Genomic DNA, 24142 nt, shown 5'->3' on the forward strand with positions numbered 1-24142 from the left:
GGGCCACACAGGCGGCGCAACGCGCCGCCGCGTACGCTCCAACGAACAGGTTGATGTCAATGGGTAAGGTTTATCTGATCGGCGCGGGACCCGGTGCCGCGGACCTGATTACGGTGCGCGGCGCGCGGCTGCTCGGCGCCGCCGACGTCGTGCTGCACGACGCGCTGGTCGAGCCGGCGATGCTCGACTACGCGCCCGCGCGCGCGAAGCGCATTGCGGTCGGCAAGCGCTGCGGCCAGCTATCGACGGCCCAACAGTTCATCAACAAGCAGATCGTCGATGCGGCTTTGGAGCACGACGTAGTCGTGCGTTTGAAGGGCGGCGATCCGATGCTGTTCGGCCGCGCCGACGAAGAGATGCGCGCGCTCGAAGCCGCGGGCATCGAGTATGAAGTCGTGCCGGGTATCACCGCCGCACTGGCGAGCGCGGCCACGCTGAAGCGTTCGCTGACGCTGCGCGGCGTGTCGCGCAGCGTCGCGCTCGCGACGTTCAGCCGCGCGCCAGGTTCCGATGAGATCCGCGAGCAGGTCAACGCCGATTCGCTGGTGTTCTACATGGGCCGCGACAGCGGCGTCGAAATCGCGCAGCAACTGATCGATGCTGGCAAGCCCGCGACGACGCCCGTGGCGATCGTCGAGGCGTGCAGCACGCCGCGCGAACGCATGCTGACACTGACGTTGGAAGATCTTGCGGCCGGCGAAGCGCAGCGCTGGGTCGATGCGTCGCAGCCGAGTCTGTTGATGATCGGCGAGGCGTTCGCGGCGCGGCAGACCGAGGCGAAGCGCTCGTCGAACGGGATGCTGGTCGCGGCCTGAATATCCTCGGCAGGGCCGAGCCGAGAGCGGCGAATCTGAGCAACCAGAACGAAAAAATCAGAGCTGCCGCAGGCAATACTGCGCGAGCGCATCCAGCACCGAATCATCCTCGCCGACTGCCACCGCGCAGCGAATCTCGACACCGGGATGCGCGGCGCGGCAAAGATCGACGATCGCGGGCAAATCCTTGCGGACATGACCGCCTTGCCCGAAGAACACCGGCACCACGGTGATCGCATCGCAGCCTTGCGTGACGAGTTGCGCGACGGCCGTCGGCAGGTCGGGTTCCATCAGTTCGAGAAAGGCGAGCGTAACCGCAGGAGCTTCGCCCGTCGCCGCGCGCGCGGCGCGCAGCTTGTCGGCGAGCCGTTCGAACGGCTCGCGCCAGCGCGCATCGCGCGCGCCGTGGCCAAACAGAATCAGTCCGTGCATAGCCATCGCATCAGCTCCTGACGATGCCCCTCAACGCACTGGCGTTAGTGCCGGTCGACCCACTTCAAGCCGACGAGCCCCAGCACCAGGTAGACGAGCCCAGGTGTCGCCGCGGTCAACGGCGCGGGCCACGTATTGAGCGTGCCGATATGCGAGAACAGCGTGTTGAACAGCTGGAAGCTCATGCCGAGCATGATGCCGCCGAACACCTTCACGCCGACCACGCCCGCGCGCGTATGCAGATACGCGAACGGCAGCGACAGCACCAGCATCACGAACACCGCGAACGGATACAGCACCTTGCGCCACAGCGCGATTTCATAGCGCTGCGTGTCCTGATGGTTTTCGGTCAGATGCTGGATATAGCGGAACAGATTGAACATCGACATCCGGTCCGGCGACACCAGCAGCACCGACAGGATCTGCGGCGTCAGCTCCGAGCGCAGCGAATACTCGGGCAGCGTGACCTGCTTCGCGCGATAGACCGGATTGAGCGCATCTGCCGGCGTACCCGGAGCGGGGGCCACGTTGAGCAGTTGCGTATCGGTCACGCCGGTCAGCAGCCAGTGGCCCGGCGGCTGATAGCGGCCGCTCTGCGCGATGCGAATGTTCGACAGGCGGAACTTCGAATCGAACTCGTAGATGCGCACGTTGCTGATCGTCGCGTCGGGCTTCAGCTCGCCGACGTTGACGAAGCGCGTGACCTGCTCGCCGTCGGCGCGCTCGGTCAGCGTGTCCTTGACCCACACGCCCGACTGGAAGTTGCTCGACACCGACGAGCCGAGCGCCTCGAGCCGCACGCGCTCGGAGAGCTGATCCGTATACGGGCCGACCACTTCGCCGATCAGATAGGTGACGATCACGAGCGGAATGCCGATCTTCAGCAGCGAGCGCAGCGCCTGATTCGTCGCGAGGCCTGATACGCGGAAGATCGTGTATTCGGAGTTCGCCGCCATCTGCGCGAACACGTAGATCGCGCTGATCAGCGCCGCGACCGGAATGATTTCGTAGAAACGCGACGGCGTTTGCAGCGCGACGCGCAGCACCGCGTACTGAAACTTGTAGTTGCCGTGGCCGACCGAGTTCAGTTCGTTGATCAGGTCGAAGAAGAAGAACAGACCTGAAAATGCAAACAGGATGAAGACGAACGTGAGATAGATCTGACGCGCGAAATACCTTTCATAAATGCGCATCGGTCAGGCTCCCTGCGAACGGCTGAACATGGCGCGCGTAAATAGTGGCCGGTTGCGCACCCGCATCCAGAAGATGAACGCGACGATCCCGAGCACGATCACGTGCAGGATCACGAGCCCGACGCCGAACGACATCTTGCCCTGCTCGATCCACGCCTGCACGACGTTCAGCAGATTCGAATAAGTGAGGTAGATCAACACGGCCATCACGAGGTTGATCGTGCGGCTGCGCCGCGGGTTCTGGTGCGCGAGCGGAATCGCGAGCAGCATCAGGTTGATCGCGATCAACGGAAGACCCGCGCGCCACGCGAATTCGGCGAGGTTCTCTTTAGTGGGATTGCGCAGCAGCGTGAGCGTCGGCAAGCCGGTGGTGGTCGGCGTATTGACGACCGGCTGGCTCTGGATCTTCACGCCGTAGCGCTCGAACTCCATGATGCGGAAATCGGGGTGGCCCGGTTCGCCCTCGTAGCGGCGGCCGTTTTCCAGCACGACGAAGCGGTCGCCGTTCTTGTGCGTCTCGATGTGGCCGTTCTTCGACACCACGACGTTGACCTTGCCGCCCTCGGTGCTCGTCACGAACACGTTTTCCACATGCCCCTGGTCGGGCGACATCTTCTCGATGAAGAACACGCGGTGCGTGGTCGGTGATTCGCGGAACTGCCCCGGCGCGAGCAGCGAGACTTCGTCGCGCTGCTGGAAGCGCGCGCGGATCAGCTTGCTCTGCTGGTTCGACCACGGCCAGCCGACGAACACGAAGAACATGATCATGATGATGATCGGCGTGGCGAAAATGCCGATCGGCTTGATGAATTGCGTGAGACTGACGCCCGAGGACAGCCACACGACCATCTCGGAGTCCTGGTACCAACGCGTGAGCACGAACAGGATCGACACGAACAGCGTCGCGACGAGCATGATGGCCAGATAGCCGATCACGGTGAGGCCGATCAGGACCAGCACGTCGCGCGGGTCGACCTCGCCCGAGGCCGCGAAGCCGACGATGCGGATCATCATCGTCGTCAGCACGAGCGTGAGGAGAACCATGAACACGGCGCCAGCCGTGTACGCGAGCTCGCGCTGGAGGGAGCGTTCAAAGATCATTGTTGATGACGAGAGGGGGCGCTCACGGCGACGCGGGGGTGTTCGTTCCCGTCACGCCTCCGGTGCAGCCGCCGCGGGAAAAATAGCGGATAATTGCGGCTTTCATCTTAAGCCCAGATTTTATCCGAGGACAAGCGCGATGGACTTTAGCATAAAAGCCTGTGATTGGACCAAAGGCTCGACGAACGGTTTCCTGACCGGGAAATCCGATTGCATCGTGATCGGCGTGTTCGAGTCGCAAACGCTGTCGGGCGCCGCGCTGGAGATCGACGCGGCCGCCAAGGGCCTGCTCACCCGCGTCATCAAGGCAGGCGACATGGACGGCAAGGCGGGTACCACGCTGTTCCTGCACGAGGTGTCGGGCATCGGCGCGTCGCGCGTGCTGCTCGTCGGGCTCGGCAAACAGGACGCTTTCAGTCAGAAAGCCTACGGCGAGGCGGTCCGCGCCGCATGGCGCGCGCTGCTCGGCACGAAGATCGTGCAGGTCACGTTCACGCTCGCGCAACTGCCGGTGCTCGAACGCACGGCCGACTGGTGTGTGCGCGCCGCGATCCTCGCGCTGCGCGAGTTGACCTACCGCTTCACGCAACTGAAGAGCAAGCCGGACAACACGCCGCGCGCGTTGAAGCGCATCGTGTTCAGCGTCAACACCGGTGACGAGAAGGCCGCCAAGCTCGCCGTCAGGCAGGGCGGCGCGCTCGCCAACGGCATGGACCTGACGCGCGAGCTCGGCAATCTGCCGAGCAACGTCTGCACGCCGACCTATCTGGCGAACACCGCGAAGAAGCTCGCGAAAGACTGGAAGCTGAAGGTCGAGGTGCTCGGCGAGAAACAGTGTGAAGCGCTGAAGATGGGCTCGTTCCTGTCGGTCACCGCGGGCGCGGTCGAGCCGGCGCAGTTCATCGTGCTGCAGTACCAGGGCGCCGCCGCGAAGGCCGCGCCGGTCGTGCTGGTCGGCAAGGGCGTCACGTTCGACACGGGCGGCATCTCGCTGAAGCCGGGCGAGGGCATGGACGAGATGAAATACGACATGTGCGGCGCGGGCTCGGTGCTCGGCACGCTGCGCGCGGTCGCCGAGTTGGGCTTGAAGATCAACGTGGTCGGCATCATTCCGGCCGTCGAGAACATGCCGTCGGGCACGGCCACCAAGCCGGGCGACATCGTCACCAGCATGAAGGGCCTCACGATCGAGGTGCTGAACACCGACGCCGAGGGCCGCCTGATTCTGTGCGACGCGCTCACCTACGCGGAGCGCTTCAAGCCGGCCGCGGTCATCGACATCGCGACGCTGACGGGCGCCTGCATCATCGCGCTCGGCCATCACAACAGCGGCCTGTTCTCGAAGGACGACGCGCTCGCCGGAGAACTGCTCGACGCGTCGCGCGAAGCGGCCGACCCGGCATGGCGCCTGCCGCTCGACGACGAGTACCAGGACCAGCTGAAGTCGAATTTCGCGGACGTCGCGAATATCGGCGGGCGTCCGGCGGGCAGCGTGACGGCCGCGTGCTTCCTGTCGCGTTTCACGGATTCGTACCCGTGGGCGCATCTCGACATCGCCGGCACCGCGTGGAAGAGCGGCACCGCGAAGGGCGCGACGGGCCGTCCGGTGCCGCTGCTCGCGCAGTTCCTGATCGACCGCGCCGGCCAATGACGCAGTGCGGTAAGCGCGCGCACGGCGCGCGGCAAGCGGCGCGGAGCGGCCGATGACGAGAATCGACTTTCACTCGAACGTCGGCGATTCGCTGCTGTACGCGTGTCGCCTCGTGCGCAAGGCGTATCTGGCGGGCCAGCCGCTCGTCGTGCTGGCCGAGCCCGCGCGCCTGCGCGCCTTCGACGAAATGCTGTGGACCTTCTCGCCGCTCGACTTCGTGCCGCACTGCATGGCGGGCGCGCCGCTTGCCACCGACACGCCCGTCGTGCTGGCCACGAATCTCGACGACGTGCCGCATCATCAGGTGCTGCTCAATCTGGGCGCAACGGTGCCGGCGCAGTTCGCGCGCTTCGAAAGATTGCTCGAAGTGGTCGGTAACGCACACGAGGAACTCGCTGCGGGCCGCGAGCGCTATCGCTTCTATCGCGATCGCGGCTATGCTTTGAACAACTACAAGCAGGGCGGCTAGTTCGTTGCGCTGCGCGTCATGGCCGCGAGGAACGCGGCATGCGGACCGCCTGCCCTGGTTTCGACTCAAACACGGAGAGCGCACGTGTCCGATCCCCACGACAATTCGATTCCGGTCCTGAACGAGGTCCTCGTGCCGGGCCGCGCGCGCGAGACGCGCGAGGCGTCGACCGATGCCGCCGCGCCTGCATCCCGGCCGGGTGCCGAGCCCGCAAGCCCAGCCGTCGCGCAACCGGCGGCGGTGCCCGAGCCCGCTTCCCGCACGGAGCCCGCGTTCGTGCCACCGCCCGCGCATCGAGCCGACCCGACGCTGGCGCCCGAGCCGGTACTCGCGCCCCAACCGGTGCCCACGCCCGAGCAACTGAGTTCGCCGGAGCCCGTGCTTGTGCCGGAGCCGATGCCGACGCGAGAAGCCCCGCATGCGGCGGAGCATGAGCCTCTTACGCAGACCGAGCTTCATCAGCCGCACGTGGCTGATCACACGCGCCCGAGAAAACACGCACGGCCGCATCACGGCATTCATGTGCGACATGGGCATGACGACTTGCATGAGGACGTGGAGGTGTCGCCCGGCGTGTTCGATCGTACCGAGCCCTTCATACCGCTCGAAGCCGGCGCGACCGTGCCGCCGGATATCGACCATGAAGGCGCGCACGAAGCCGCTCCCGCTCAGCCCACACTCGATGCCGACGCGCTCGCCGCACGTTTGCACGGACGCTTCCAGCGTTTTCTGACGGGCGAGGGGCGCGGCATCATCGAGGCGCGCTGCCGTGATGCAGTGCAGCAGCACACCAGTCTGCTCGTGAGCCAGATCACGCGCGAGGTCGCGCAGACGCTCGAAGCCGAGATGACCGACTGGGTACGTGAAGCGGTGGAAGAAGAAATCGCGCGGCGCTCGCGTTGACGCCGCGGTGACCTGAGAGCGCCGTTATTTGAGCGTCAGCACCCAAGCCGCCAGCGTGGCCGCCTGATCGGGCGTCAGTTGCGTGTTCGCGGGCATTGGCACGGTTCCCCATACGCCGGTGCCGCCATCGAGGATCTTGCGCTTCAGATAGGAGGCGGCGTCGTTGCGTCCCGCATAGCGGGCTGCAACGTCGTGCAGCGCCGGCCCCATGAACGGGCGAGTGACCGAGTGGCAGCTCATGCAGTTCTTCTGCTGGGCGAGCGCGAGCCCGGCTGTTTCGGCTCGGGCTGCGGGACTGGCGGCGCTCAATGCGGCGGCGAGCGCAACAGTGGCTGCCACGGCTGCGTACGACATCGATTTCATTATGGTCTCCGCCAGTGCAGATGCCCGGCTCGTGGTGCACGCATTATAAGAGCAATGGGGCGCACGGATTTTCGTGCGCCCCTTGCGTTTTCGCGTAACGTGGCGGCGGGTTATCCCTGTCGGGGCGGGCCACGCCGGCCGCGGTCATTACCCCGTCACCGCCCCTCGATTCGCCGGCTGCGCGAGCGCGAAATACTTGGCCATCACGCCGCGTGTGTAGCGCGGTTTCGGCGCCTGCCATGCGGCGCGGCGGCGCTGCAGCTCGGCATCGTCGATGTTCAGTTGCAGCAGCAGCCGGTGCGCGTCGATCGTGATCGAATCGCCTTCCTGCACGAGCGCGATCGTGCCGCCGACGAACGCCTCCGGTGCGACGTGCCCAACCACCATGCCCCAGGTGCCGCCCGAGAAGCGGCCGTCGGTGATGAGCCCGACCGATTCGCCGAGCCCCTTGCCGATGATCGCCGAGGTCGGCGCGAGCATTTCCGGCATGCCGGGGCCGCCCTTCGGGCCAAGATAGCGCAGCACGACGACGTCGCCGGCGACGATCTTGTCGGCGAGGATCGCCTCGAGCGCGCTCTGCTCGTCGTCGAATACGCGCGCCGGGCCCGTGATGACCGGGTTCTTGAGCCCGGTGATCTTGGCGACCGCGCCGTCTTCGGCCAGATTGCCCTTCAGGATCGCGAGATGGCCTTCGGCGTAGAGCGCCTTGTCGATCGGGAAGATCACCTGCTGATCGCTGCGCGGCTTGGCTGGTACGTCCTTCAACTCCTCGGCGATCGTTTTGCCGGTGATCGTCATGCAATCGCCGTGCAGAAGCCCGGCGTCGAGCAGGATCTTCAGCACCTGCGGAATGCCGCCCGCCTTGTGCAGATCGGTGGCGACGTACTGGCCGGACGGCTTCAGGTTGCAGATCACCGGCACTTTTTTGCGCATGCGCTCGAAGTCCTCGATCGTCCATTCGATCTCGGCCGCGTGCGCGATCGCCAGGTAGTGCAGCACCGCGTTGGTCGAGCCGCCGGTCGCCATGATCAAAGCAACCGCGTTTTCGATCGACTGCTTCGTGATGATGTCGCGCGGCTTCAGATCCTTCTTGACGGCTTCGACGAGCACACGCGCCGATTCGGCGGCCGAGTCGACCTTCTCCTGGTCGGGATTCGCCATCGTCGACGAATACATGAGCGACATGCCGAGCGCCTCGAACGACGAGCTCATCGTATTGGCCGTGTACATGCCGCCGCACGAACCGGTCGACGGACACGCATTTTTCTCGATGCCCTCGAAATCCTCCTGCGACATGCGGCCCGCCGTGAATTCGCCGACCGCCTCGAACGACGACACGATCGTCAGATCGGTGCCTTTCCAGTTGCCCGGCCGGATCGTGCCGCCGTACACGTAGATGCCCGGCACGTTCATGCGCGCGAGGCCGATCATGCCGCCCGGCATGTTCTTGTCGCAGCCGCCGATCACGACCACGCCGTCCATCCATTGCCCTTGCACGCAGGTCTCGATGCAATCGGCGATCACCTCGCGCGACACGAGCGAGTACTTCATGCCCTCGGTGCCCATCGACATGCCGTCCGAGATCGTCGGCGTGCCGAAGGTCTGCGGGTTCGCGTCGGCGCGCCTGATCGCGGTGACGGCCGCGTCGGCGAGACGCTGCAGGCCGGCGTTGCACGGCGTAATCGTCGAGTGGCCGTTGGCGACGCCGATCATCGGTTTGTCGAAATCCTCTTTCTGGTAGCCGAGCGCGTAGTACATCGAGCGATTCGGTGAACGCGCGATGCCTTGCGTGATGTTCTTCGAACGACGGTTGTAGGCCATGGGGAGCTCCAGTCTGGCTGTTCTGATGAAAGCGCGCGACGGCGTCCGCGCGCGCATCCGTTCAGTGTAGTTCCGCCAGACCGTGCAAACCGGCGGTTTTGCGTGACACGCGTCGTGTGTATTATTCTCGGTTGTTCAGGTCGTAAAATATATTAATCATGCTGCCGACGATCCCCGACCTGCGTCAGTTGCGCTATTTCGTCACCGTCGCCGAGGAAAAGCACTTCGGGCGCGCGGCCGCGCGTCTGTCGATGACGCAGCCGCCGCTGTCGCAGGCGATCCGCGCGCTCGAGGAGACGCTCGGCGTCGAACTGTTCGCGCGCACCAAGCGCTCGGTCGAGTTGACGGCGGTCGGCGCCGATCTGTTGCCGGAGGTGCAGCGGCTGCTCGCGGCCGCGGAAGGGCTCAGGCCGCTCGCGCAGAGCCTCGCGCGCGGCGAGGCGGGCGTGCTGTCGCTCGCGTTCGTGTCGACTGCGGATTACGGCCTGCTGCCGCTGCTGCTGCGCGATTTCGGCGCGCGGCATCCGCGCGTGCGGCTCGAACTGACCGAGGCGACCAGCGACGTGCAGGTCGAGGAACTGGTGGCCGGGCGTATCGACGCGGGTCTGGTGATCGCGCCGCTGCCGTCGCGGCATGCGGCGCAGCTGTCGTGGCTGCCGATCGCGCGCGAGCCGCTCGTGATCGCGATGTCGACGGAGATGGCGCAAGGCTTGCGGGGCAGCGTGAACGCAAACGGCAAGGGCAGCGCCGCCGAAGACCCCGCCGCCGAATGGCTCGACATGCCCGTCAGCCTGCGCGATGTCGCCGACGCGCCGCTCGTGATCTTCCCAAGGCGTCTCGCGCCAGGCTTTTATGACATCATTATGGATTGCTACGGCGTTGCGGGCCTCGCGCCACGGATCGGCCAGGAGGCGATCCAGATGCAGACCATCGTGAGTCTCGTGTCGGCCGGCATGGGCGTCGCGCTGGTGCCGCAATCGTTGCGTAACCTGCGGCGCACGGGCGTCGTGTACCGGCCGCTGTCCGAGTCGGTGCCCGCGATCGAGACGGGCCTCGTCTGGCGCAGCGACGAGGTCAGCCCGGTGCTGGCGGGCTTCATCGACATCGTGCGCGCGCATGCGGCGAGCGTCGCGTCGCGTGTCTAGATCCCGCTTCTGATTCCCTGTAAAAACTGCTTTCGAACCTGAACTGCCCATAACTACACGATGCTCATTCACCCCAATTTCGACCCTGTCGCCATCCATCTGGGGCCGCTCGCCGTGCGCTGGTATGGCTTGATGTACCTCGTCGCGTTCGTCGCGGCGATCGTCGTCGCCCGGTTGCGGCTGCGGCTGCCGTACGTCGCCGCGCAAGGCTGGACCGCGAAGGATATCGACGACATGCTGTTCTACGGCGTGCTAGGTACGATCCTCGGCGGCCGGCTCGGCTATGTGCTGTTCTACAAGGCGAGCTTTTATTTCGCGCATCCGCTCGACATCTTCAAGGTGTGGGAAGGCGGCATGTCGTTTCACGGCGGCTTTCTCGGCGTGACGATCGCGATGATGCTGTTCGCTTATCAGCGCAAGCGCTCGTGGCTGCAAGTCACCGACTTCGTCGCGCCGATGGTGCCCACGGGCCTCGCGGCGGGGCGCCTCGGCAACTTCATCAACGGCGAGCTGTGGGGCCGCGTGACCGAGCCGTCGGCGCCGTGGGCGATGCTGTTTCCCGGCGCCGCGCCTGACGACGCCACATGGCTCGCCGCGCATCCGCAACTGGCCGCGCAATGGCATCTGAACGAAGTGTTCGCGCAATATCACATGCTGCCGCGACATCCGTCGGAGCTGTACGAGATCGCGCTCGAAGGCGTGGCGCTGTTCTTCGTGCTGATCTTTTTCTCGCGCAAACCGAAGCCGCTCGGCGCGATTTCCGCGATGTTCCTGATCGGCTACGGCCTGGCGCGCTTCACGGTCGAATTCGCGCGCGAGCCGGACGATTTCCTCGGCTTGCTCGCGATGGGGCTGTCGATGGGTCAATGGCTGTCGCTGCCCATGATTCTCGCGGGCATCGGCCTGATGGTGTGGGCGTATCGCCGTGGGCGTCGCGAGCAGGCGCAGGCGGTTGGCGCGAACTGAGCGGCGCTCGGCTAGCGTAGCGAGTGTTGCATGAAAAAACGCCACGGCATCGATGGATGCCGTGGCGTTTTCTGTTTGGGCTTGCGCTTGCGCGTCACTTCATCTGCACCGACCCCGACACGTTGACCGTCACCGTCGACGTGCCGCCTTCGAGCGACAGCGGCGCGTTCTTCGCGTCGGCGCCCATCGCGCGTGCGCTCATCATCATCATCGGACGCGGCATCACGCCGCTGTGATTCACGTTGACCTCGCGGATCGAATAGCCGCTAAAGCCGAACGCCTGCGAGGACGCCGCGGCCTGCTCGCGAAACGATTTGATCGCCTCGCCGCTGAGCCGCTGCTCGGCCGCGCGCTGCGCTTGCGGCGACAGCGAGAAACGCACGTTGCCAACCTGCATGATCGATGCCATCTGTCCGGCGAGCTTCGATGCCGCGGCGAAGTCGCGCGATTCGAGCACGACTTCCGTGCGGCCGCGCCACGTCGTGATGCGTCCGTCGCGGTCCGTCGACGGGAAGATCGAGAACGCGCCCGAGCGCGCGGTCACGCCGCTGACGCCGCGCGCTTTCTGCAATGCCGCGTCGGCGCGTTCGTTCAGCGTCGACGTCAGCGACGACGGCTCGCTCGCTTCCTGCTCGTAAAACAGCGTGATTTCGACTTCGTCCTGCGGGACTTCCGCGCTCGCCTGCGCATTCAGCGACAGCACGCCCGAGGGCTGCGGCATCATGGTCTGCGCTCGAGCGGGCGCAGGGTTCAGTGCGAGTGCCACAGGCGCGCCCAAGGCGAGCGCAAGTGCGAGGGACCGTGCGGTTTTTGTCGTCATGACTGGAATCCTTGTTTGAACAGGTTGTGCACGTTCGACGCGAGTGCCGGGTGGTGGCGCGCGGTTTGACGGATGCGCTGGCGAATGCATCGGCTTGCCGTCGAGCGGCCGGTTCGAGCTCACGCTTTCGTCGACCGATTAGGCGCGTTTTACCGACGCTTGGTTCCCCAATTAGTGCTTCGCCGCCGCATCGGAAACGATGACCTGGATGCGATCACGACAGGTGCCGCGTCGCGCGTTCGCCCTTAAACCAGCTGTTTAGTGATGAAGCGCCATTCGGCTTCGGTCACCGGCGTGATCGACAGGCGGTTGCCTTTGGCGAGCACGCGCATGTCCTGCAATTCGGCATGCTCGCGCAGCGCGGCAAGCGGAATCAGCGCGATTTTCTTTTTGAACACGACGTCGACGAGCATCCAGCGCGGCGTTGCCGGCGACGATTTCGCGTCGTAGTACGAGCTCTTTTTATCGAACTGCGTAGGGTCCGGATACGCGGTCGACGAGACCTCCGCGATGCCCGCGATGCCGGGCTCCGGACAGCTCGAATGATAGAAGAGCACGCCGTCGCCGACCTGCATCACGTCGCGCATGAAGTTGCGCGCCTGATAGTTGCGTACGCCGGTCCACGGCAAGGTGCGATGAGGTGCGTTGGCGAGGTCGTCGATGCTTGCTTCGTCCGGTTCGGACTTCATCAGCCAGTAGCGCATGAATCGGAGTGAGCGTGTGAGAGTGAACGAAGCGCAACAACAGCAGGTGCGTACGGAAAAGCCCCTGAAAAAGGCGCTCAAACGAAAAAACGACGACCAAAGAAAAACGGCATCGAACCGAAGTCCGATGCCGTTCCAGATAAGATCCCCGCCTTAGCCGCTAGGCCGGCATCCTGAACCGAGGGTTCAGAATTGGTCGCAGTTAGCAACACTTCGGGTACATCAGACTGAGTGACGCGCACACCCGTGCTACAAATTTCCGCAACCGTGCACATGGCATTGGTTCAAGGAATGTATGACCTTGGCGAACCAGGCAGGGAAGCTAAACCGATGAAGCTACAACCCAAACCGTTTAACAAGTGACCGGTTCGAAACCGGCCCACTACTGCTTACTGCAAGCTGTACTGCTCGATCACAGTACCTAGCTGTTCGTTCATTTGTTGCATTGTACGCCGGATTTCTTCAGCAGGAAATGCTTCTCCGTGTCGCACGCTGCTTTGCAGCTTAAGCAGTTCCGATGCCAGCGACAGCGCAGCCATCACCGCGATGCGATCGGTGCCGCGCACGTTGCTGCCGCTGCGGATTTTCTGCATCTCGGCGTCGACGCGCGCGACCGCCTCGAGCAGCGCGCCTTCCGTTTCCGGCGAGCAGGCGAGACGATAGGGCACTTCGAGAATCGATACTTCGATCTGCTTGGTGGTCATGCGCTTTCTCCGTGTCGGCTCACGTCGCTTTCCGCTTCCTCGTGTTCGGGCTGGGCGGACTCGAGCAGATCGAGCTGGTTATCCGGTTCGCTGCTCGCGCGTGCGCGCGGCAATTTTTCGAGAATCGCATTCAGGCGCACCTGAGCGTCGTCGATCTTGGCGGACAGCGCGTCGCGTTCCGCCTGCAGTGCGTCGCGCTCTTCGCGCAATTGCGCGAGTTCCGCATGCGTGGCTTGCACTTCGGCACGCGTTTGCGCGAGCTGCTCTTCGAGCGCGAGCCGCGCTTCGTTGTGGCGCTGGCTGATCGCAATCAGCTTGCCGATGTTCTGGGAGAGTGATTCGAGTTCGGTGAGCATGTGCTGCGTCCTCTAAAGACATCGCATTTTAGCGCGGAATATTACAGGTTCCGACAATTGTCTCGTTTCGAGACGTAACAGCATCGCTTCGTGCACGTTCGTTGCGTGTCGCGTCGTCGACCATAAGATAAAAACCGGCAATCCATCCGACAATAACCTGCATTCAACAGAACCGATTGCGCTCCGGTCGACCTTTCTTGACGCCCCGCGACGCCGCTCCTAAACTTCCCGCACTCTGGTGCCCGCGCGCGCTTTTCGGCGCGCGCAGTTAAACGGGAAGCAGGGCGCGCGCGGTGCCAAAACCGGATGCGCGAACCTGCGCTGCCCCCGCAACGGTAAGCGACCGCATGTGATGTGCTCATGCAGGTCGGTCCTGGTCGCAAGGTTGGAAGTTCAACGTGCGAGTGTGCCACTGCGCGTCACGCGTGGGAAGGCGGATCGATGTGTCGTAGCCCGGATACCGGCCAGAAAAGAGGGACGTCCCCCCGCGAAAACGCTAAACAAGGGGGCGCCTCGTGACGCGTCGGCCTGCGGGGAAGCAGGCCGCGCACGCTATCCACAGGAATGTCATCCCATGCTGTCCCCCATCGCCCGCGCAACGCTCCTCGCGTTCGCGAGCCTGCCGCTCGTCGTGAATGCGCAAAGCGCCGAGCCCGCGTCTTCATCGTCCGCGACGGATGCAACCGCTGCAAGCGCCGCAAACGTTGCCGACGCGGCCAATCTCACTTCCACCGATGCGCCGGGCAACCTGCTGTCGCCGATCGTCGTGACCGCGCAACGCGGACCGCAAGCGTTGCGCGATGCGATCCCGCAGACTACGCGGTTCGATCAGCAGGACATCGCCGACACGACCGCGACCGATCTGCCCGGCCTGCTGCAACTCGCGCCAGGCGCGCAAATCTCGCGCACGGGTGGCCCCGGTTCGACCACGAGCCTCTTTCTGCGCGGCGCATCGTCGACGCAATCGCTGCTGCTGATCGACGGCGTGCGCGTCGATTCGGTGAGTCTCGGCTCAGCTCAACTCGCACAGATTCCGCTCGATCAGGTCGATCACGTCGAAGTGGTGAACGGCAACGTGTCGGCGTTGTATGGCTCGGGCGCGATCGGCGGCGTCGTGCAGGTGTTCACGAAAGACGGCGGCGATCATCCGCCGCGTTTCAATTTCTCGGTCGGCTACGGCAGCTATCGCACGCAGACGCAAACGGCCGGCGTGAACGGCGCGCTCGATCAGGACGGCCGCACGACCTTCAACATCTCGCTCGCGCGCACGAAGGACGACGGCTTTTCGTCGCTCAATCCGCTCGAGGCGCCGAACGCGAATCCGAACGCAAACGGCAATCTGAACGAGAGCATCAGCGCGTCGCTGCGTCACAAGTTCACCGACAGGTGGGACGCGGGCGTCAGCTACTTCCAGTCGAACAACGACAACAGCTACGACAATGCGTACGGCGAGCCCACCGATCTGAACAATCTCTATAGCAAGGTGCGTCAGGTGTCGGTATTCGCGAACGGCAAGCTGACCGACTGGTGGACCACCCACGTCACGCTCGCCGAGGGCGACGACCGCAGCGTGTCGAACACCAATGGCATCTACAACGGCCGCTTCGATACCGACAATCGCCAGTACACGTGGCAGAACGATTTCGCGCTCGCCGCGAACCAGAAGCTGCAACTCGGCTACGAGCATCTCGACCAGACGCTCGACTCCGACACGTTCGGCGCGCCCGACCGTCACGTCGATTCGGTCTTCGCGGGCTACAGCGCGCGCTTCGGCCGCAACCAGATTCAGGCCAACGTGCGACGCGACCAGTACTCCGATTTCGGTGGAGCGAACAGTTACTATCTCGGCTACGGATTCGACATCACGTCGCGCTGGAAGGTAACCGCAAGCTATTCGGATGCGTTCCGCGCGCCGAGCTTCGACGATCTGTACTATCCGATCAGCGGCAACCCGTCGATCCAGCCCGAGCGCAGTCATTCGGTCGAAGCCGGTTTGCAGTACGCGACCGATGCGCTCGGCGTGATGCGTCTGAACGCATTCCAGACGCGCTATACGAATCTGATCGACTACGTGCAGACGATCCCCGGCATCTACCTCGCGGAGAACGTCGGCCATGCGAAGGTGCAGGGACTCGAGGGATCGTGGAGCGGTCATGTCGGCAAGACCGACGTGCGCGCAACGGTGACGCTGCAGAACCCGGTCGATCTCGACAACGGTACCGACCTCGTGCGGCGCGCGCGTCGGTTCGGGTCGTTCGCGGTGAACCGCAGCATCGGTGGCTGGCGGGTTGGCGGCGAGTGGATCGTCAGCGGTCCGCGTACCGATAGCACCGGCAACCTCGGCGGTTATGGCATCGTGAATCTGTCGGCGCGCTACAACGTCACCAAAGCGTGGTACGTCAGTGCGCAAATCGACAATCTGTTCAACAAGGATTATGAAACGGCCTACTCGTATCACTCGCCGCGACGCGGTGCGTATCTCACGCTCGGCTGGCAGCAGCAGTGACGCGCGCGCCGGGTTGGCCGCATGCGTGAGCGCATGCGGATGAGTCGCGCGTCCGCTTCGCTGCGCGCCGCGATGGCGACGCCGCGCCCGATGAACGCGAAACGCGCGGCCGCGATCTGGCTCGGGCTCGCGCTCGCCGCCGTGGCGGTGCTCGGCGCGTCGCTGGTGCTCGGCAGCGTGCCGCTCGCGCCGTCGCGCGTGCTTGCGGCGCTCGTGCCGACGCACACGTTCGGCGGCACGGGCAGCGACGATCTCGCCGGCGAAATCGTGCGTACGTTGCGTTTGCCGCGCGCGCTCGCGGGCTTCGCGTGCGGCGCGTTGCTCGCGCTCGCCGGCGCGCTGCTGCAGGTGCTGCTGCGCAATCCGCTGGCCGAGCCATACGTGCTCGGCGTGTCGGGCGGCGCGGCGACGTTCGCGCTCGTCGCGATGATCGCGGGCGGCGCATGGTGGCTCGTCGATGCGAGCGCGTTCGCGGGTGCGTTCGTGTCGATCCTGCTGGTGCTCGGCCTCGCGCGTCGCGAGCTATGGCGCGGCGAGCCGCAGGACACGTCGCCCCGTTTGCTATTGACCGGCGCGGTGATCGCGGCCGGGTGGGGCGCGCTGATCACGCTGCTGCTCAATCTCGCGCCCGACAGCCGTCTGCGCGGCATGCTGTTCTGGCTCACCGGCGACCTCAACGGCGGCGCGCTGCCGTGGACCGCGCTGATGGCGCTCGCGCTCGTGCTGCTTGCGATCGTGCCGGCCGCGCCGCGTCTGAACGTGTTGCTGCGCGGCGACGCGGCCGCGCAGGCGTTGGGCGTCGCCGTGATGCCGCTGCGTTTGCGTGTGTACCTGGTCGCGTCGCTCGCGGCGGCCGCGGCGGTGACGACCGCGGGCACGATCGGCTTCGTCGGTCTCGTCGTGCCGCACATGTTGCGGCTCGCGTTCGGCAACGATCAGCGCATGCTGCTGCCGGCGGCCGCGCTCGGCGGCGGTGTCGCGGTGATGGGCGCGGATCTGATCGCGCGGACCGTGATCGCGCCCGCGCAATTGCCGGTCGGCGTGATCACGTCGCTGGTCGGCGTACCGGTGTTCCTGTGGATGCTGCTCAAACGCCGCCGATGATACGAGCCAAACCCAGCCCCACCTGTTCGATGCTGAGCACGCAGCGCCTGACGTTGCGCGCCGGCGCGCGCACCTTGCTCGACGCGTTCACGCACACGTTCCATGCGGGCGAAATCTGGTGCATCGCCGGGCCGAACGGCGCGGGCAAGACCACCTTGCTATCGACGCTGGCGGGGCTGTTGCATCCGGCGGCGGGCCATGTCGAACTCGATGGCGTGCGCGTGGCCGGCTGGCAGCCGCTGCCGCTCGCACGGCGCCGCGCGCTGATGCCGCAAAGCGCGGCCGATGCGTTCAACGCAAGCGTGCTCGACATCGTGCTGCTGAACCGCTTCCCGCATCTGGGCGGCTGGGGCTGGGAGCGCGCCGAGGATCGCGCGGCCGCGCGGGCGGCGCTCGAACGGCTCGGCCTTGCGGACTTTGCGGCGCGCGACGTGCTGTCGCTATCGGGCGGCGAGCGTCAGCGCGTTGCCCTCGCGGCGGTGCTGTGCCAGGACGCGCCGCTGTTGCTGCTCGACGAACCGTTGTCGCATCTCGACCTGCATCATCAGGTCGACTGTCTCGAAGCGCTCGTCGCATGGACGCGCGAACCGCGCCGTAGTGTGCTGTTCTCGTGCCACGACCTGAACCTCGCGCGCCGCTTCGCGACGCACGCGTTGCTGCTCGACGGCGCGGGCGGCGCGTATGCGGGCCCAGTGCGCGACGTGCTGACGCCCGCGTTGACGAGCCGCGCGTTCGGCTATCCGCTGATTCTGATTCGCGACGGCGAGCACGAGGCGCTGATACCCGCGCCGCGCGCGTCACGAATCGCCTGCCGGCCATGACGCACAGTCAGGCTGATATTCATTCCTATCCCACACCTATGACTCGCATCCCACACCCAGCCGGTTTGCCCGAAGTCGCGCCGCTCGATCAGACGCTACGCGCCGAGCTGCAGCGGATCATCGATACGCGCACCAAACCGCCCGGCAGCCTCGGCCGGCTCGAAACGCTCGCGTGCCAGATGGGCCTGATCCAGCGCAGTACGCGTCCCACCGTGCAGCGTGCCGCGATGATCGTTTTCGCGGGCGACCACGGCATCGCCGCCGAAGGCGTGAGCCCCTATCCGCAAGCGGTGACCGCGCAGATGGTCGCGAACTTCATCGCGGGCGGCGCGGCGATCAACGCGCTCAGTCGCGTCGCGGGTCTCGAACTCGAAGTGGTCAACGCGGGCATCGCGACGCCGCTGCCGTCCACGGACCGACTCGTCGACATTCCGGTCGGGCCCGGCACGCGCAACTTCGCACACGAAGCCGCGATGACGCACGCCGAAGCGCTCGCCGCGATGCAGGCGGGCGCCGCGCGCGTGTGTCATCACGCGGCGCTCGGCACGAACGTGATCGGCTTCGGCGAGATGGGCATCGCGAACACCTCGGCGGCCGCGTGTCTGATGAGCCGCCTGTGCGGTGTGCCCATCGACGACTGCGTCGGCCGCGGCACGGGTCTCGACAATGCCGGACTCGCGAAGAAGCGCAACGTGCTCGCGGCGGCGCTCGCGCGCCATGCGGATGCACGCGCGCCGCTCGACGTGCTCGCGACCTTCGGCGGCTTCGAAATCGCGATGATGGCGGGCGCGTATCTGGCGGCCGCCGAGGCGCGCATGACCATCCTCGTCGATGGCTTCATCGCGACGTCCGCGCTGCTGGTCGCCGATGCGTTCTCGCCGGACGTACGCGAGTACTGCGTGTTCGCGCATGCGTCGAACGAGGCCGGGCATCGGCGCATGCTCGATCATTTCGACGCGCAGCCGCTGCTGTCGCTCGACATGCGGCTCGGCGAAGGCACGGGCGCCGCGCTCGCGGTGCCGTTGCTGCGCGCGGCGGTGGCCTTCGTCAACGAAATGGCCAGCTTCGATTCGGCGGGCGTCGCCGATCGCGAACCGTGAAGCGCACGAGCACGCGCTTCGCGATAACGCGAAGCTCGGCCCGCAGCGCCGTGAACCTGCACTCGCCGCGTTCATGAACCCGCTCGCGGAACTGCGCTATTTCTTCACGGCGCTCGGTTACTTCACGCGCGTGCCCGTGCCCCGCTGGGTCGGTTTCGAGCCGCATTATCTGAACGCCGCGGCGCGCTATTTTCCGCTCGTCGGCGTGTTGGTCGGCGGCTTCAGCGCGCTCGTCTATCTGGCCGCGCTGCGCGTGTTTCCGGCGAGTGTCGCGGTGCTGCTGTCGATGGCCGCGTCGCTCGTGGTCACGGGCGCATTTCACGAGGACGGTCTCGCCGATTGCATCGATGCGTTCGGTGGCGCCTATACGCGCGACGATGCGTTGCGCATCATGCAAGACTCGCGCATCGGTGCTTTTGGTGCCATCGCGCTCGTGATCGCCCTGGCGATCAAGTGGCAAACGCTCGCGGCGTTGCCACCGCTGCGTGCCGCAAGCCTGATGCTTGCGGCGCATGGCGCGAGCCGCGCGTGCGCGATCAGTTACCTGGCCACGCTCGACTATGTGCGCGCGGCCGGCAAAGCCAAGCCGGTCGCGCAGCGTTTGAGCGGGCCGGCGCTGCTGTGCGCCGCGCTGTTCGGGCTGCCCTGGCTGCTGTGGCCGAACGGCCCCGGCATGCCCGACTGGCGTTTTGCCGCGCTCACGTGTGCTGTGCTGTTCGCGCTGCGCTTTGCGATGGGCCGTTATTTCGCCAGACGCATCGGCGGCTATACCGGCGATTGCCTCGGCTTCGCGCAGCAGATCTTCGAATTGAGCATTTACCTGGTGGGGCTTGCATGGATATCGTCCTGATTCGACATCCCGCTGTCGCGCTCGAGGCGGGGATTTGTTACGGCCATAGTGATGTCGCGTTGGCGGAAAGCGCCGAGGTCACGTCCAATGCGTTGGCGGTGAAGCTCGCGAGCTTGCAGGTGCCGGCGCCGCGTGTGCTGATCACGAGTCCGCTTACGCGCTGCGCCGCGCTAGCGACCGAGATCGCGAACGACTTCGGCTGCGTGGTCAGCCACGACGAGCGCTTGAAGGAAATGGATTTCGGCGAGTGGGAAGCACAGCGCTGGGATACGATCGATCGCGCGCTGCTCGACGACTGGGCCGCCAATTTCGAACATGCGCGCGCGCACGGCGGCGAGAGCGTCGCGCAATTCGTCGCGCGGGTGCGAGCGTGGTTCGATGCGTTCGCGCTGACGCGCGAGCTGTCGCCCGCATACGTGGTCACGCACGCGGGCGTGATGCGCGCGATCGCGTCGTGGGTGCTGGAGGTGCCGCTCGCGCATTGCCTGCAGTGGTCGCTAGATATGACGGGGATCGTCTGGTTGCGACGTAACGACGAGACGCTGCAGTGGTCGCTCGTGCGATGGAATGCGTGACCCGCGTGGTCATCCGGAAAGCCGATCTTTTTTTCTCGCCACACGCGGCGCCGTCATGGCGCGGGCTGCTTGCTGCGCGAGCGCGCCAGTTCGAGGTCCTCGCACAGTTGCCGCGCGCCTTGCGCGATGCGCGGCGCGGGGCGATTGATCAGATCGCCGTCGATCGCAAACAGGTTGTTGTTCGCGACGGCCGCGAGGCCCGGCCATGCGCGCCATGTGTCGAGTTGCGGCAGCATCGTGTCGGGCCGCGTCGCGCCGGGCGCGGCGGTGACGATCGCCTGCGGATTCGCCGCGAGCACCGCTTCGATCGACACGGTCGGCACGAGCGGCTGCAGGTCCGCGAACACATTGCGGCCGCCGCATAGCGTGATCACGTCGCTGATCATGTGCTCGCCGTTGAGCGTCATCAGCGGCCGGTCCCATACCTGATAAAAGACGCTGACGGCCGGGCGGTTCGCATACCGCGCGCGCAGACGGGCGATGTCGTCGCGGAAGGCGGCCGCCGCCGCATCCGCGCTCGCCGATGTGCCGAGCAGCGGGCCGAGCCTGGTCAGCGACACGGCGATATCGTCGAGACGGCGCGGCTCGCTGAAAAAGAGCGGCACGTGTAGCTCGCGCAAGCGTTCGAGCTGGCGCTGCGCGTTGCCATGCCGCCATACGACGATCAGGTCCGGTTTCAGCGCGACGATGCGTTCGAGGTCGAGCGCCTTGTTGTCGCCGACGCGCGGGAGTTGCTTCGCTTCGGGCGGATAGTCGCTGTACGACACGGCGCCGACCATCTTCGGGCCGCCGCCCGCGGCGTACAGCAATTCGGTCACGTGCGGGGCGAGGCTGATCACGCGCTGCGCGGGCGCGGCGAGCGTGACGGTCGCGCCGCTGTCGTCGGTGACGGTGATCGCGGCGTGCGCGCTCAGTGCGCTCAGCGCGAGCGCTGCGGCGCCGAACCAATGGATGAAGCCATGCGCGGGCGGGGCAAAGCGGATGGAACGTGCAAAGCGGATCATCGGACGAGGGCGGATCACGAAGCGTTGAGCGGCTTGGGTGCGAAGGTCACTGCGCTAACTCGACCGCGCGGTATCGATCGAGTCAACCGCCTGTTGCAACTGTTGCTCGAAGCGGGTCCATTCGGCTTCGTCGCCCGGCAGCCCGAAGCGCACACTGGCCGATGGCACCCGAAGCGATGGCGGAAACAGGCGCGTCCACACGCCGCGCCGCGCGAGCGCTTCATGCAACGCGGCGGCGCGCGCATCGTCGGTCCATGCGAAAAGCGGCGTGCCCCGTGTCGCGAAACCGTGCGCATGCAACAGCCCGGCAAGCCGTGCGCTGTCGCCGATGAGCCGCTCACGCATCCGCGTTTGCCACGCGGCATCGTCGAACGCGGCGCTCACCGCATGACGCGCGGGACCGCTGACGGTCCACGCCCCCAGCCTGTCGCGCAACGCGGTGAGCAATGCGGGCGCGCCCAGCACGAAGCCGGCGCGCACACCCGCGAGCCCGAAGAACTTGCCGGGCGAGCGCAACACGACGAGCCCGTCCCGATGCGTATGCGCCGCCAGCGACGCGACCCGCGCGGCCGGCAGCGTATCGGCGAACGCTTCGTCGACGAGCAGCGTGCCGCCGCGTTCGCGCAGCTGCGCGTGCCAGTGCAGCAGCCTGGCGGCATCGATATGCGTGGCGGTCGGATTGTCGGGGTTGACGATCGCGACGTGCGTGAGCGCGGCGGGCAGCGTGTCGCGATGCACGTCGAGCGGCGCGACCGCGTGTCCGGCGCGCGCGAACGCGGGCGCGTACTCGCCGTAGGTCAGCGGCGCGATGCCGACCGTCGCAGGCGACAGCAACGCGGGCAGCGCGCGAATCGCCGCCTGGCTGCCGGCGACGGGCAGCACGTGCGCGGCATCGGGCGCGCCGTAGTAGCGCGCGGCCCGCTCGGCGAAGCCGTCGCCTTCGTCGGGCAAACGGCGCCACGCGTCGGCGGGCAGCGGCGGCACCGGATAGCCGTGTGGATTGATGCCGGTCGACAGATCGAGCCACTGCGCGTACGCAATGCCGTAGCGCGCCGCCGCTTCGTGCAGGTTGCCGCCGTGCGCGATCGGGCCGCTTGCGGCGTGCTCGCGCGGTTGCGTCCAGTCGCTCATGCGCTCATCCCATCGCTACGCGCGTCGTTCCGTTCAGCCATGAAACGGCACGCTCAACAACGCCAGCACGATCAGCACGGCCAGCCAGAGAATCACCGTGCGTTCGACCAGCATCAACGCGGCGCCCACATGACGCGCCTCGGCGGGACGCCCGAAGCCCAGCGTCGGCCGATGCTCGAGCGTGCCGTGATACACGGCCGGCCCGCCGATCAGCACGTTCAGGCTGCCGGCGCCGGCGGCCATCACCGGGCCCGCGTTCGGGCTGTCCCAGCGCGGCGCCTGGTCGCGCCAGCAGCGCCAGGCGGTCAGCGTGTCGCCGAGCAGCGCGTAGCTCGTGGCAGTCAGGCGCGCGGGAATCCAGTTCAGCACGTCGTCGATGCGCGCGGCGGCCCAGCCGAAGCGCAGATAGCGCGGCGTGCGATAACCCCACATCGCGTCGAGCGTATTGGCGAGGCGAAAGCCGAGCGCGCCAGGCCCGCCCGCGAGCGCGAACCAGAACAGCGCGCCGAAGATCGCGTCGTTGCCGTTTTCGAGCGCCGATTCGACCGCGGCGCGCGCGAGCGCGGCCTCGTCCGACTGCGCGGTGTCGCGCGAGACGATCCGTGCGGTCAACTCACGTGCCGTGGCCAGATCGCGTTGGCCGAGCGCCCGCGCGATCGGCGCGATGTGATCGCGCAGGCTGCGCGCGCCGAGCGCGAACCACAGCAGCGCGACATGCAGCGCGCAGGCCGCGAACAACGGCAGCACGGCGACGAGCCACCACGCGATCAACACCGGCGGCAGAACCGCGAGCGCCCATGCGAGCAGGCCCCTGAGCCGCAGACGCCGGTCGTGATTGAAGCGCGCCTCGATACGCGCCGCCCAATTGCCGAACCCGATCAGCGGATGCCGGCGGCTCGGCTCGCCGAACCAGCGGTCGACGGCGACGCCCGCGACCGCGAGCGTCGCGACCAGCGGCATGGTCAGCGGCGGCATCACGCGCGGCTCGCGCTTTTCAGCGCGAGCGGCAGTCCCGCGACCATCAGCGTGGCCGCGCTGCTCAACGCGGCGATGCGCTGATTGAGGCGGCCGAGTTCGTCGACGTAAAGACGCGTAGCTTCGCCGAGCGGCACGACGCCGAGGCCGATCTCGTTGCTGACGACGATGATCTTGCCGCGCGCGCCGGCGAGCGCCGCTTCGAACGCGGCGGCCTGCTCGTAGTAGTGCGACAGCGGCGCCGCCGCGCCGTCGGCGGGACATAGCAGGTTTGCGAGCCACAGCGTCAGGCAGTCGATCAGCAGACACTGGCCCGGCGCGTCGTGTTGCGCGAGCGCGCCGGCGAGGTCGTCGTCCGCTTCGACGAGCCCCCAATGCGCGGGCCGCCGCTCGCGATGATGCGCAATGCGCGCGTTGAATTCGGCGTCGTCGGTGACGCGGGCGGTGGCGATGTAGGTGACGGGGAAGGCGCTGTCGCTGGCGAGCCGCTCGGCATGCGCGCTCTTGCCCGAGCGGGCGCCGCCGAGGACGAAGGTGAGGTCGCGGGGAGTCATCCTATGATTGTACTGGCGCGATGGGATAATGCCGCTCGATTGCATTGCAACGCCACTGTCCATCTTCCACCTGCACCGC

The 24142-nt window shown here is 66.3% G+C and carries 24 protein-coding genes, 1 other RNA gene, 1 pseudogene and 1 riboswitch; of the genes and pseudogenes, 12 read left to right on the forward strand and 14 right to left on the reverse strand.

The features are described from left to right. Positions 1-59: 59 nt before the first annotated feature. On the forward strand, positions 60-815 hold the full coding sequence (gene cobA / locus OKW29_RS39160; protein WP_090803404.1) for a uroporphyrinogen-III C-methyltransferase: 756 nt from the start codon (positions 60-62) through the stop codon (positions 813-815). A 57-nt stretch (positions 816-872) separates the two neighbouring features. Here cobA and OKW29_RS39165 read toward each other — a convergent pair whose 3' ends face one another. The 3 genes from OKW29_RS39165 to lptF are packed head-to-tail and all read right to left on the reverse strand — an operon-like array spanning position 873 to position 3541. Then, positions 873-1253 (reverse strand): sirohydrochlorin chelatase, encoded by a 381-nt coding sequence (locus OKW29_RS39165; RefSeq protein ID WP_429294655.1) that lies wholly within the window; start codon positions 1251-1253, stop codon positions 873-875. 38 nt (positions 1254-1291) lie between these two features. Beyond that, entirely contained in the window at positions 1292-2440 is a 1149-nt protein-coding gene (lptG, locus tag OKW29_RS39170) for an LPS export ABC transporter permease LptG (RefSeq protein ID WP_429294656.1), read from the reverse strand. A gap of 3 nt (positions 2441-2443) precedes the next feature. After that, complete coding sequence (gene lptF, locus OKW29_RS39175) at positions 2444-3541, reverse strand: LPS export ABC transporter permease LptF (protein ID WP_429294657.1); 1098 nt, start codon at positions 3539-3541, stop codon at positions 2444-2446. 139 nt (positions 3542-3680) lie between these two features. Here lptF and OKW29_RS39180 point away from each other — a divergent pair, with 139 nt between their 5' ends. The 3 genes from OKW29_RS39180 (at position 3681) to OKW29_RS39190 (ending at position 6564) form a co-directional block, all read left to right on the forward strand. Further along, positions 3681-5192, forward strand: coding sequence for a leucyl aminopeptidase (locus OKW29_RS39180; protein ID WP_429294658.1), 1512 nt, complete (start codon positions 3681-3683; stop codon positions 5190-5192). A 52-nt stretch (positions 5193-5244) separates the two neighbouring features. Beyond that, positions 5245-5661 (forward strand): DNA polymerase III subunit chi, encoded by a 417-nt coding sequence (locus OKW29_RS39185; protein WP_187628559.1) that lies wholly within the window; start codon positions 5245-5247, stop codon positions 5659-5661. Between the two features lie 84 nt (positions 5662-5745). Continuing rightward, positions 5746-6564 carry a DUF2486 family protein gene (locus tag OKW29_RS39190; protein WP_429294659.1) on the forward strand — a complete coding sequence of 273 codons (819 nt, stop codon included), beginning with the start codon at positions 5746-5748 and terminating at the stop codon, positions 6562-6564. Positions 6565-6588: 24 nt separating this feature from the next. On the opposite strand, the gene OKW29_RS39195 is transcribed toward OKW29_RS39190, so the two are convergent. Together OKW29_RS39195 and ilvD are read right to left on the reverse strand one after the other, a co-directional pair. Further along, entirely contained in the window at positions 6589-6927 is a 339-nt protein-coding gene (locus tag OKW29_RS39195) for a c-type cytochrome (RefSeq protein ID WP_184021035.1), read from the reverse strand. 147 nt (positions 6928-7074) lie between these two features. After that, on the reverse strand, positions 7075-8748 hold the full coding sequence (gene ilvD, locus OKW29_RS39200; RefSeq protein ID WP_184065298.1) for a dihydroxy-acid dehydratase: 1674 nt from the start codon (positions 8746-8748) through the stop codon (positions 7075-7077). Positions 8749-8906: 158 nt separating this feature from the next. On the opposite strand from ilvD, the gene OKW29_RS39205 reads away from it, so the two are divergent. Next, positions 8907-9893 (forward strand): LysR family transcriptional regulator, encoded by a 987-nt coding sequence (locus OKW29_RS39205; protein WP_090803415.1) that lies wholly within the window; start codon positions 8907-8909, stop codon positions 9891-9893. A 60-nt stretch (positions 9894-9953) separates the two neighbouring features. Continuing rightward, positions 9954-10859: a prolipoprotein diacylglyceryl transferase gene (gene lgt / locus OKW29_RS39210; RefSeq protein ID WP_429294660.1), complete on the forward strand. Its 906-nt coding sequence runs from the start codon at positions 9954-9956 to the stop codon at positions 10857-10859. A 94-nt stretch (positions 10860-10953) separates the two neighbouring features. On the opposite strand, the gene OKW29_RS39215 is transcribed toward lgt, so the two are convergent. The 5 genes from OKW29_RS39215 to OKW29_RS39235 form a co-directional block, all read right to left on the reverse strand. Continuing rightward, the gene (locus OKW29_RS39215) at positions 10954-11679 is read right to left on the reverse strand and encodes an SIMPL domain-containing protein (protein WP_429294661.1); all 726 of its coding nucleotides are present in this window, start codon (positions 11677-11679) and stop codon (positions 10954-10956) included. A 245-nt stretch (positions 11680-11924) separates the two neighbouring features. Beyond that, positions 11925-12383 carry an EVE domain-containing protein gene (locus OKW29_RS39220; protein WP_429294662.1) on the reverse strand — a complete coding sequence of 153 codons (459 nt, stop codon included), beginning with the start codon at positions 12381-12383 and terminating at the stop codon, positions 11925-11927. Positions 12384-12524: 141 nt separating this feature from the next. Further along, positions 12525-12706: non-coding RNA, 6S RNA (gene ssrS / locus OKW29_RS39225), on the reverse strand. Between the two features lie 66 nt (positions 12707-12772). Then, positions 12773-13087: a cell division protein ZapA gene (locus OKW29_RS39230; RefSeq protein WP_184021048.1), complete on the reverse strand. Its 315-nt coding sequence runs from the start codon at positions 13085-13087 to the stop codon at positions 12773-12775. Beyond that, positions 13084-13443: an ATPase gene (locus OKW29_RS39235; RefSeq protein ID WP_184007785.1), complete on the reverse strand. Its 360-nt coding sequence runs from the start codon at positions 13441-13443 to the stop codon at positions 13084-13086. Before OKW29_RS39235 ends, OKW29_RS39230 begins: the two co-directional genes overlap by 4 nt. A 219-nt stretch (positions 13444-13662) precedes the next feature. Next, positions 13663-13926: riboswitch (cobalamin riboswitch) on the forward strand. Positions 13927-14017: 91 nt separating this feature from the next. Between OKW29_RS39235 and OKW29_RS39240 the strand changes: the two genes are divergently transcribed. The 6 genes and pseudogenes from OKW29_RS39240 to cobC all read left to right on the forward strand — a co-directional run bounded on the left by OKW29_RS39240 (position 14018) and on the right by cobC (position 20399). Beyond that, positions 14018-15949 carry a TonB-dependent receptor domain-containing protein gene (locus OKW29_RS39240; RefSeq protein WP_429294663.1) on the forward strand — a complete coding sequence of 644 codons (1932 nt, stop codon included), beginning with the start codon at positions 14018-14020 and terminating at the stop codon, positions 15947-15949. Positions 15950-15988: 39 nt separating this feature from the next. Continuing rightward, the gene (locus OKW29_RS39245; RefSeq protein ID WP_184045557.1) at positions 15989-17053 is read left to right on the forward strand and encodes a FecCD family ABC transporter permease; all 1065 of its coding nucleotides are present in this window, start codon (positions 15989-15991) and stop codon (positions 17051-17053) included. Next, positions 17050-17890, forward strand: a pseudogene (locus OKW29_RS39250) (ABC transporter ATP-binding protein). Before OKW29_RS39245 ends, OKW29_RS39250 begins: the two are co-directional and overlap by 4 nt. A 22-nt stretch (positions 17891-17912) precedes the next feature. After that, entirely contained in the window at positions 17913-18974 is a 1062-nt protein-coding gene (gene cobT / locus OKW29_RS39255; protein WP_429294664.1) for a nicotinate-nucleotide--dimethylbenzimidazole phosphoribosyltransferase, read from the forward strand. 73 nt (positions 18975-19047) lie between these two features. Beyond that, the gene (locus tag OKW29_RS39260) at positions 19048-19824 is read left to right on the forward strand and encodes an adenosylcobinamide-GDP ribazoletransferase (RefSeq protein WP_429294665.1); all 777 of its coding nucleotides are present in this window, start codon (positions 19048-19050) and stop codon (positions 19822-19824) included. Further along, entirely contained in the window at positions 19809-20399 is a 591-nt protein-coding gene (gene cobC, locus OKW29_RS39265) for an alpha-ribazole phosphatase (protein WP_184021063.1), read from the forward strand. Before OKW29_RS39260 ends, cobC begins: the two co-directional genes overlap by 16 nt. Before the next feature lie 53 nt (positions 20400-20452). Here the strand turns inward: cobC and OKW29_RS39270 are convergent, their stop codons facing one another. Genes OKW29_RS39270 through cobU form a run of 4 tightly spaced genes read right to left on the reverse strand, consistent with a single transcriptional unit; the run spans position 20453 to position 24063 of the window. Further along, positions 20453-21403 (reverse strand): cobalamin-binding protein, encoded by a 951-nt coding sequence (locus tag OKW29_RS39270; protein ID WP_429294666.1) that lies wholly within the window; start codon positions 21401-21403, stop codon positions 20453-20455. Positions 21404-21457: 54 nt separating this feature from the next. Next, positions 21458-22534: a threonine-phosphate decarboxylase CobD gene (gene cobD, locus OKW29_RS39275; protein WP_429294667.1), complete on the reverse strand. Its 1077-nt coding sequence runs from the start codon at positions 22532-22534 to the stop codon at positions 21458-21460. A 33-nt stretch (positions 22535-22567) separates the two neighbouring features. Continuing rightward, the gene (cbiB, locus tag OKW29_RS39280; RefSeq protein ID WP_429294668.1) at positions 22568-23509 is read right to left on the reverse strand and encodes an adenosylcobinamide-phosphate synthase CbiB; all 942 of its coding nucleotides are present in this window, start codon (positions 23507-23509) and stop codon (positions 22568-22570) included. Next, on the reverse strand, positions 23509-24063 hold the full coding sequence (gene cobU / locus OKW29_RS39285) for a bifunctional adenosylcobinamide kinase/adenosylcobinamide-phosphate guanylyltransferase (protein WP_187615999.1): 555 nt from the start codon (positions 24061-24063) through the stop codon (positions 23509-23511). Before cobU ends, cbiB begins: the two co-directional genes overlap by 1 nt. Between the last annotated feature and the right edge of the window lie 79 nt (positions 24064-24142).

This window comes from Paraburkholderia sp. CI3 (assembly GCF_050436505.1).
Taxonomy (GTDB): Bacteria; Pseudomonadota; Gammaproteobacteria; order Burkholderiales; family Burkholderiaceae; genus Paraburkholderia; species Paraburkholderia tuberum.

Coding starts and splice junctions, on each gene's coding strand:
- cobA (WP_090803404.1), top strand. CDS start 60: ATGGGTAAGGTTTATCTGATCGGCGCGGGACCCGGTGCCGCGGACCTG.
- OKW29_RS39165 (WP_429294655.1), bottom strand. CDS start 1,253: ATGGCTATGCACGGACTGATTCTGTTTGGCCACGGCGCGCGCGATGCG.
- lptG (WP_429294656.1), bottom strand. CDS start 2,440: ATGCGCATTTATGAAAGGTATTTCGCGCGTCAGATCTATCTCACGTTC.
- lptF (WP_429294657.1), bottom strand. CDS start 3,541: ATGATCTTTGAACGCTCCCTCCAGCGCGAGCTCGCGTACACGGCTGGC.
- OKW29_RS39180 (WP_429294658.1), top strand. CDS start 3,681: ATGGACTTTAGCATAAAAGCCTGTGATTGGACCAAAGGCTCGACGAAC.
- OKW29_RS39185 (WP_187628559.1), top strand. CDS start 5,245: ATGACGAGAATCGACTTTCACTCGAACGTCGGCGATTCGCTGCTGTAC.
- OKW29_RS39195 (WP_184021035.1), bottom strand. CDS start 6,927: ATGAAATCGATGTCGTACGCAGCCGTGGCAGCCACTGTTGCGCTCGCC.
- ilvD (WP_184065298.1), bottom strand. CDS start 8,748: ATGGCCTACAACCGTCGTTCGAAGAACATCACGCAAGGCATCGCGCGT.
- OKW29_RS39205 (WP_090803415.1), top strand. CDS start 8,907: ATGCTGCCGACGATCCCCGACCTGCGTCAGTTGCGCTATTTCGTCACC.
- lgt (WP_429294660.1), top strand. CDS start 9,954: ATGCTCATTCACCCCAATTTCGACCCTGTCGCCATCCATCTGGGGCCG.
- OKW29_RS39215 (WP_429294661.1), bottom strand. CDS start 11,679: ATGACGACAAAAACCGCACGGTCCCTCGCACTTGCGCTCGCCTTGGGC.
- OKW29_RS39220 (WP_429294662.1), bottom strand. CDS start 12,383: ATGCGCTACTGGCTGATGAAGTCCGAACCGGACGAAGCAAGCATCGAC.
- OKW29_RS39230 (WP_184021048.1), bottom strand. CDS start 13,087: ATGACCACCAAGCAGATCGAAGTATCGATTCTCGAAGTGCCCTATCGT.
- OKW29_RS39235 (WP_184007785.1), bottom strand. CDS start 13,443: ATGCTCACCGAACTCGAATCACTCTCCCAGAACATCGGCAAGCTGATT.
- OKW29_RS39240 (WP_429294663.1), top strand. CDS start 14,018: ATGCTGTCCCCCATCGCCCGCGCAACGCTCCTCGCGTTCGCGAGCCTG.
- OKW29_RS39245 (WP_184045557.1), top strand. CDS start 15,989: ATGAGTCGCGCGTCCGCTTCGCTGCGCGCCGCGATGGCGACGCCGCGC.
- cobT (WP_429294664.1), top strand. CDS start 17,913: ATGACTCGCATCCCACACCCAGCCGGTTTGCCCGAAGTCGCGCCGCTC.
- OKW29_RS39260 (WP_429294665.1), top strand. CDS start 19,048: ATGAACCCGCTCGCGGAACTGCGCTATTTCTTCACGGCGCTCGGTTAC.
- cobC (WP_184021063.1), top strand. CDS start 19,809: ATGGATATCGTCCTGATTCGACATCCCGCTGTCGCGCTCGAGGCGGGG.
- OKW29_RS39270 (WP_429294666.1), bottom strand. CDS start 21,403: ATGATCCGCTTTGCACGTTCCATCCGCTTTGCCCCGCCCGCGCATGGC.
- cobD (WP_429294667.1), bottom strand. CDS start 22,534: ATGAGCGACTGGACGCAACCGCGCGAGCACGCCGCAAGCGGCCCGATC.
- cbiB (WP_429294668.1), bottom strand. CDS start 23,509: ATGCCGCCGCTGACCATGCCGCTGGTCGCGACGCTCGCGGTCGCGGGC.
- cobU (WP_187615999.1), bottom strand. CDS start 24,063: ATGACTCCCCGCGACCTCACCTTCGTCCTCGGCGGCGCCCGCTCGGGC.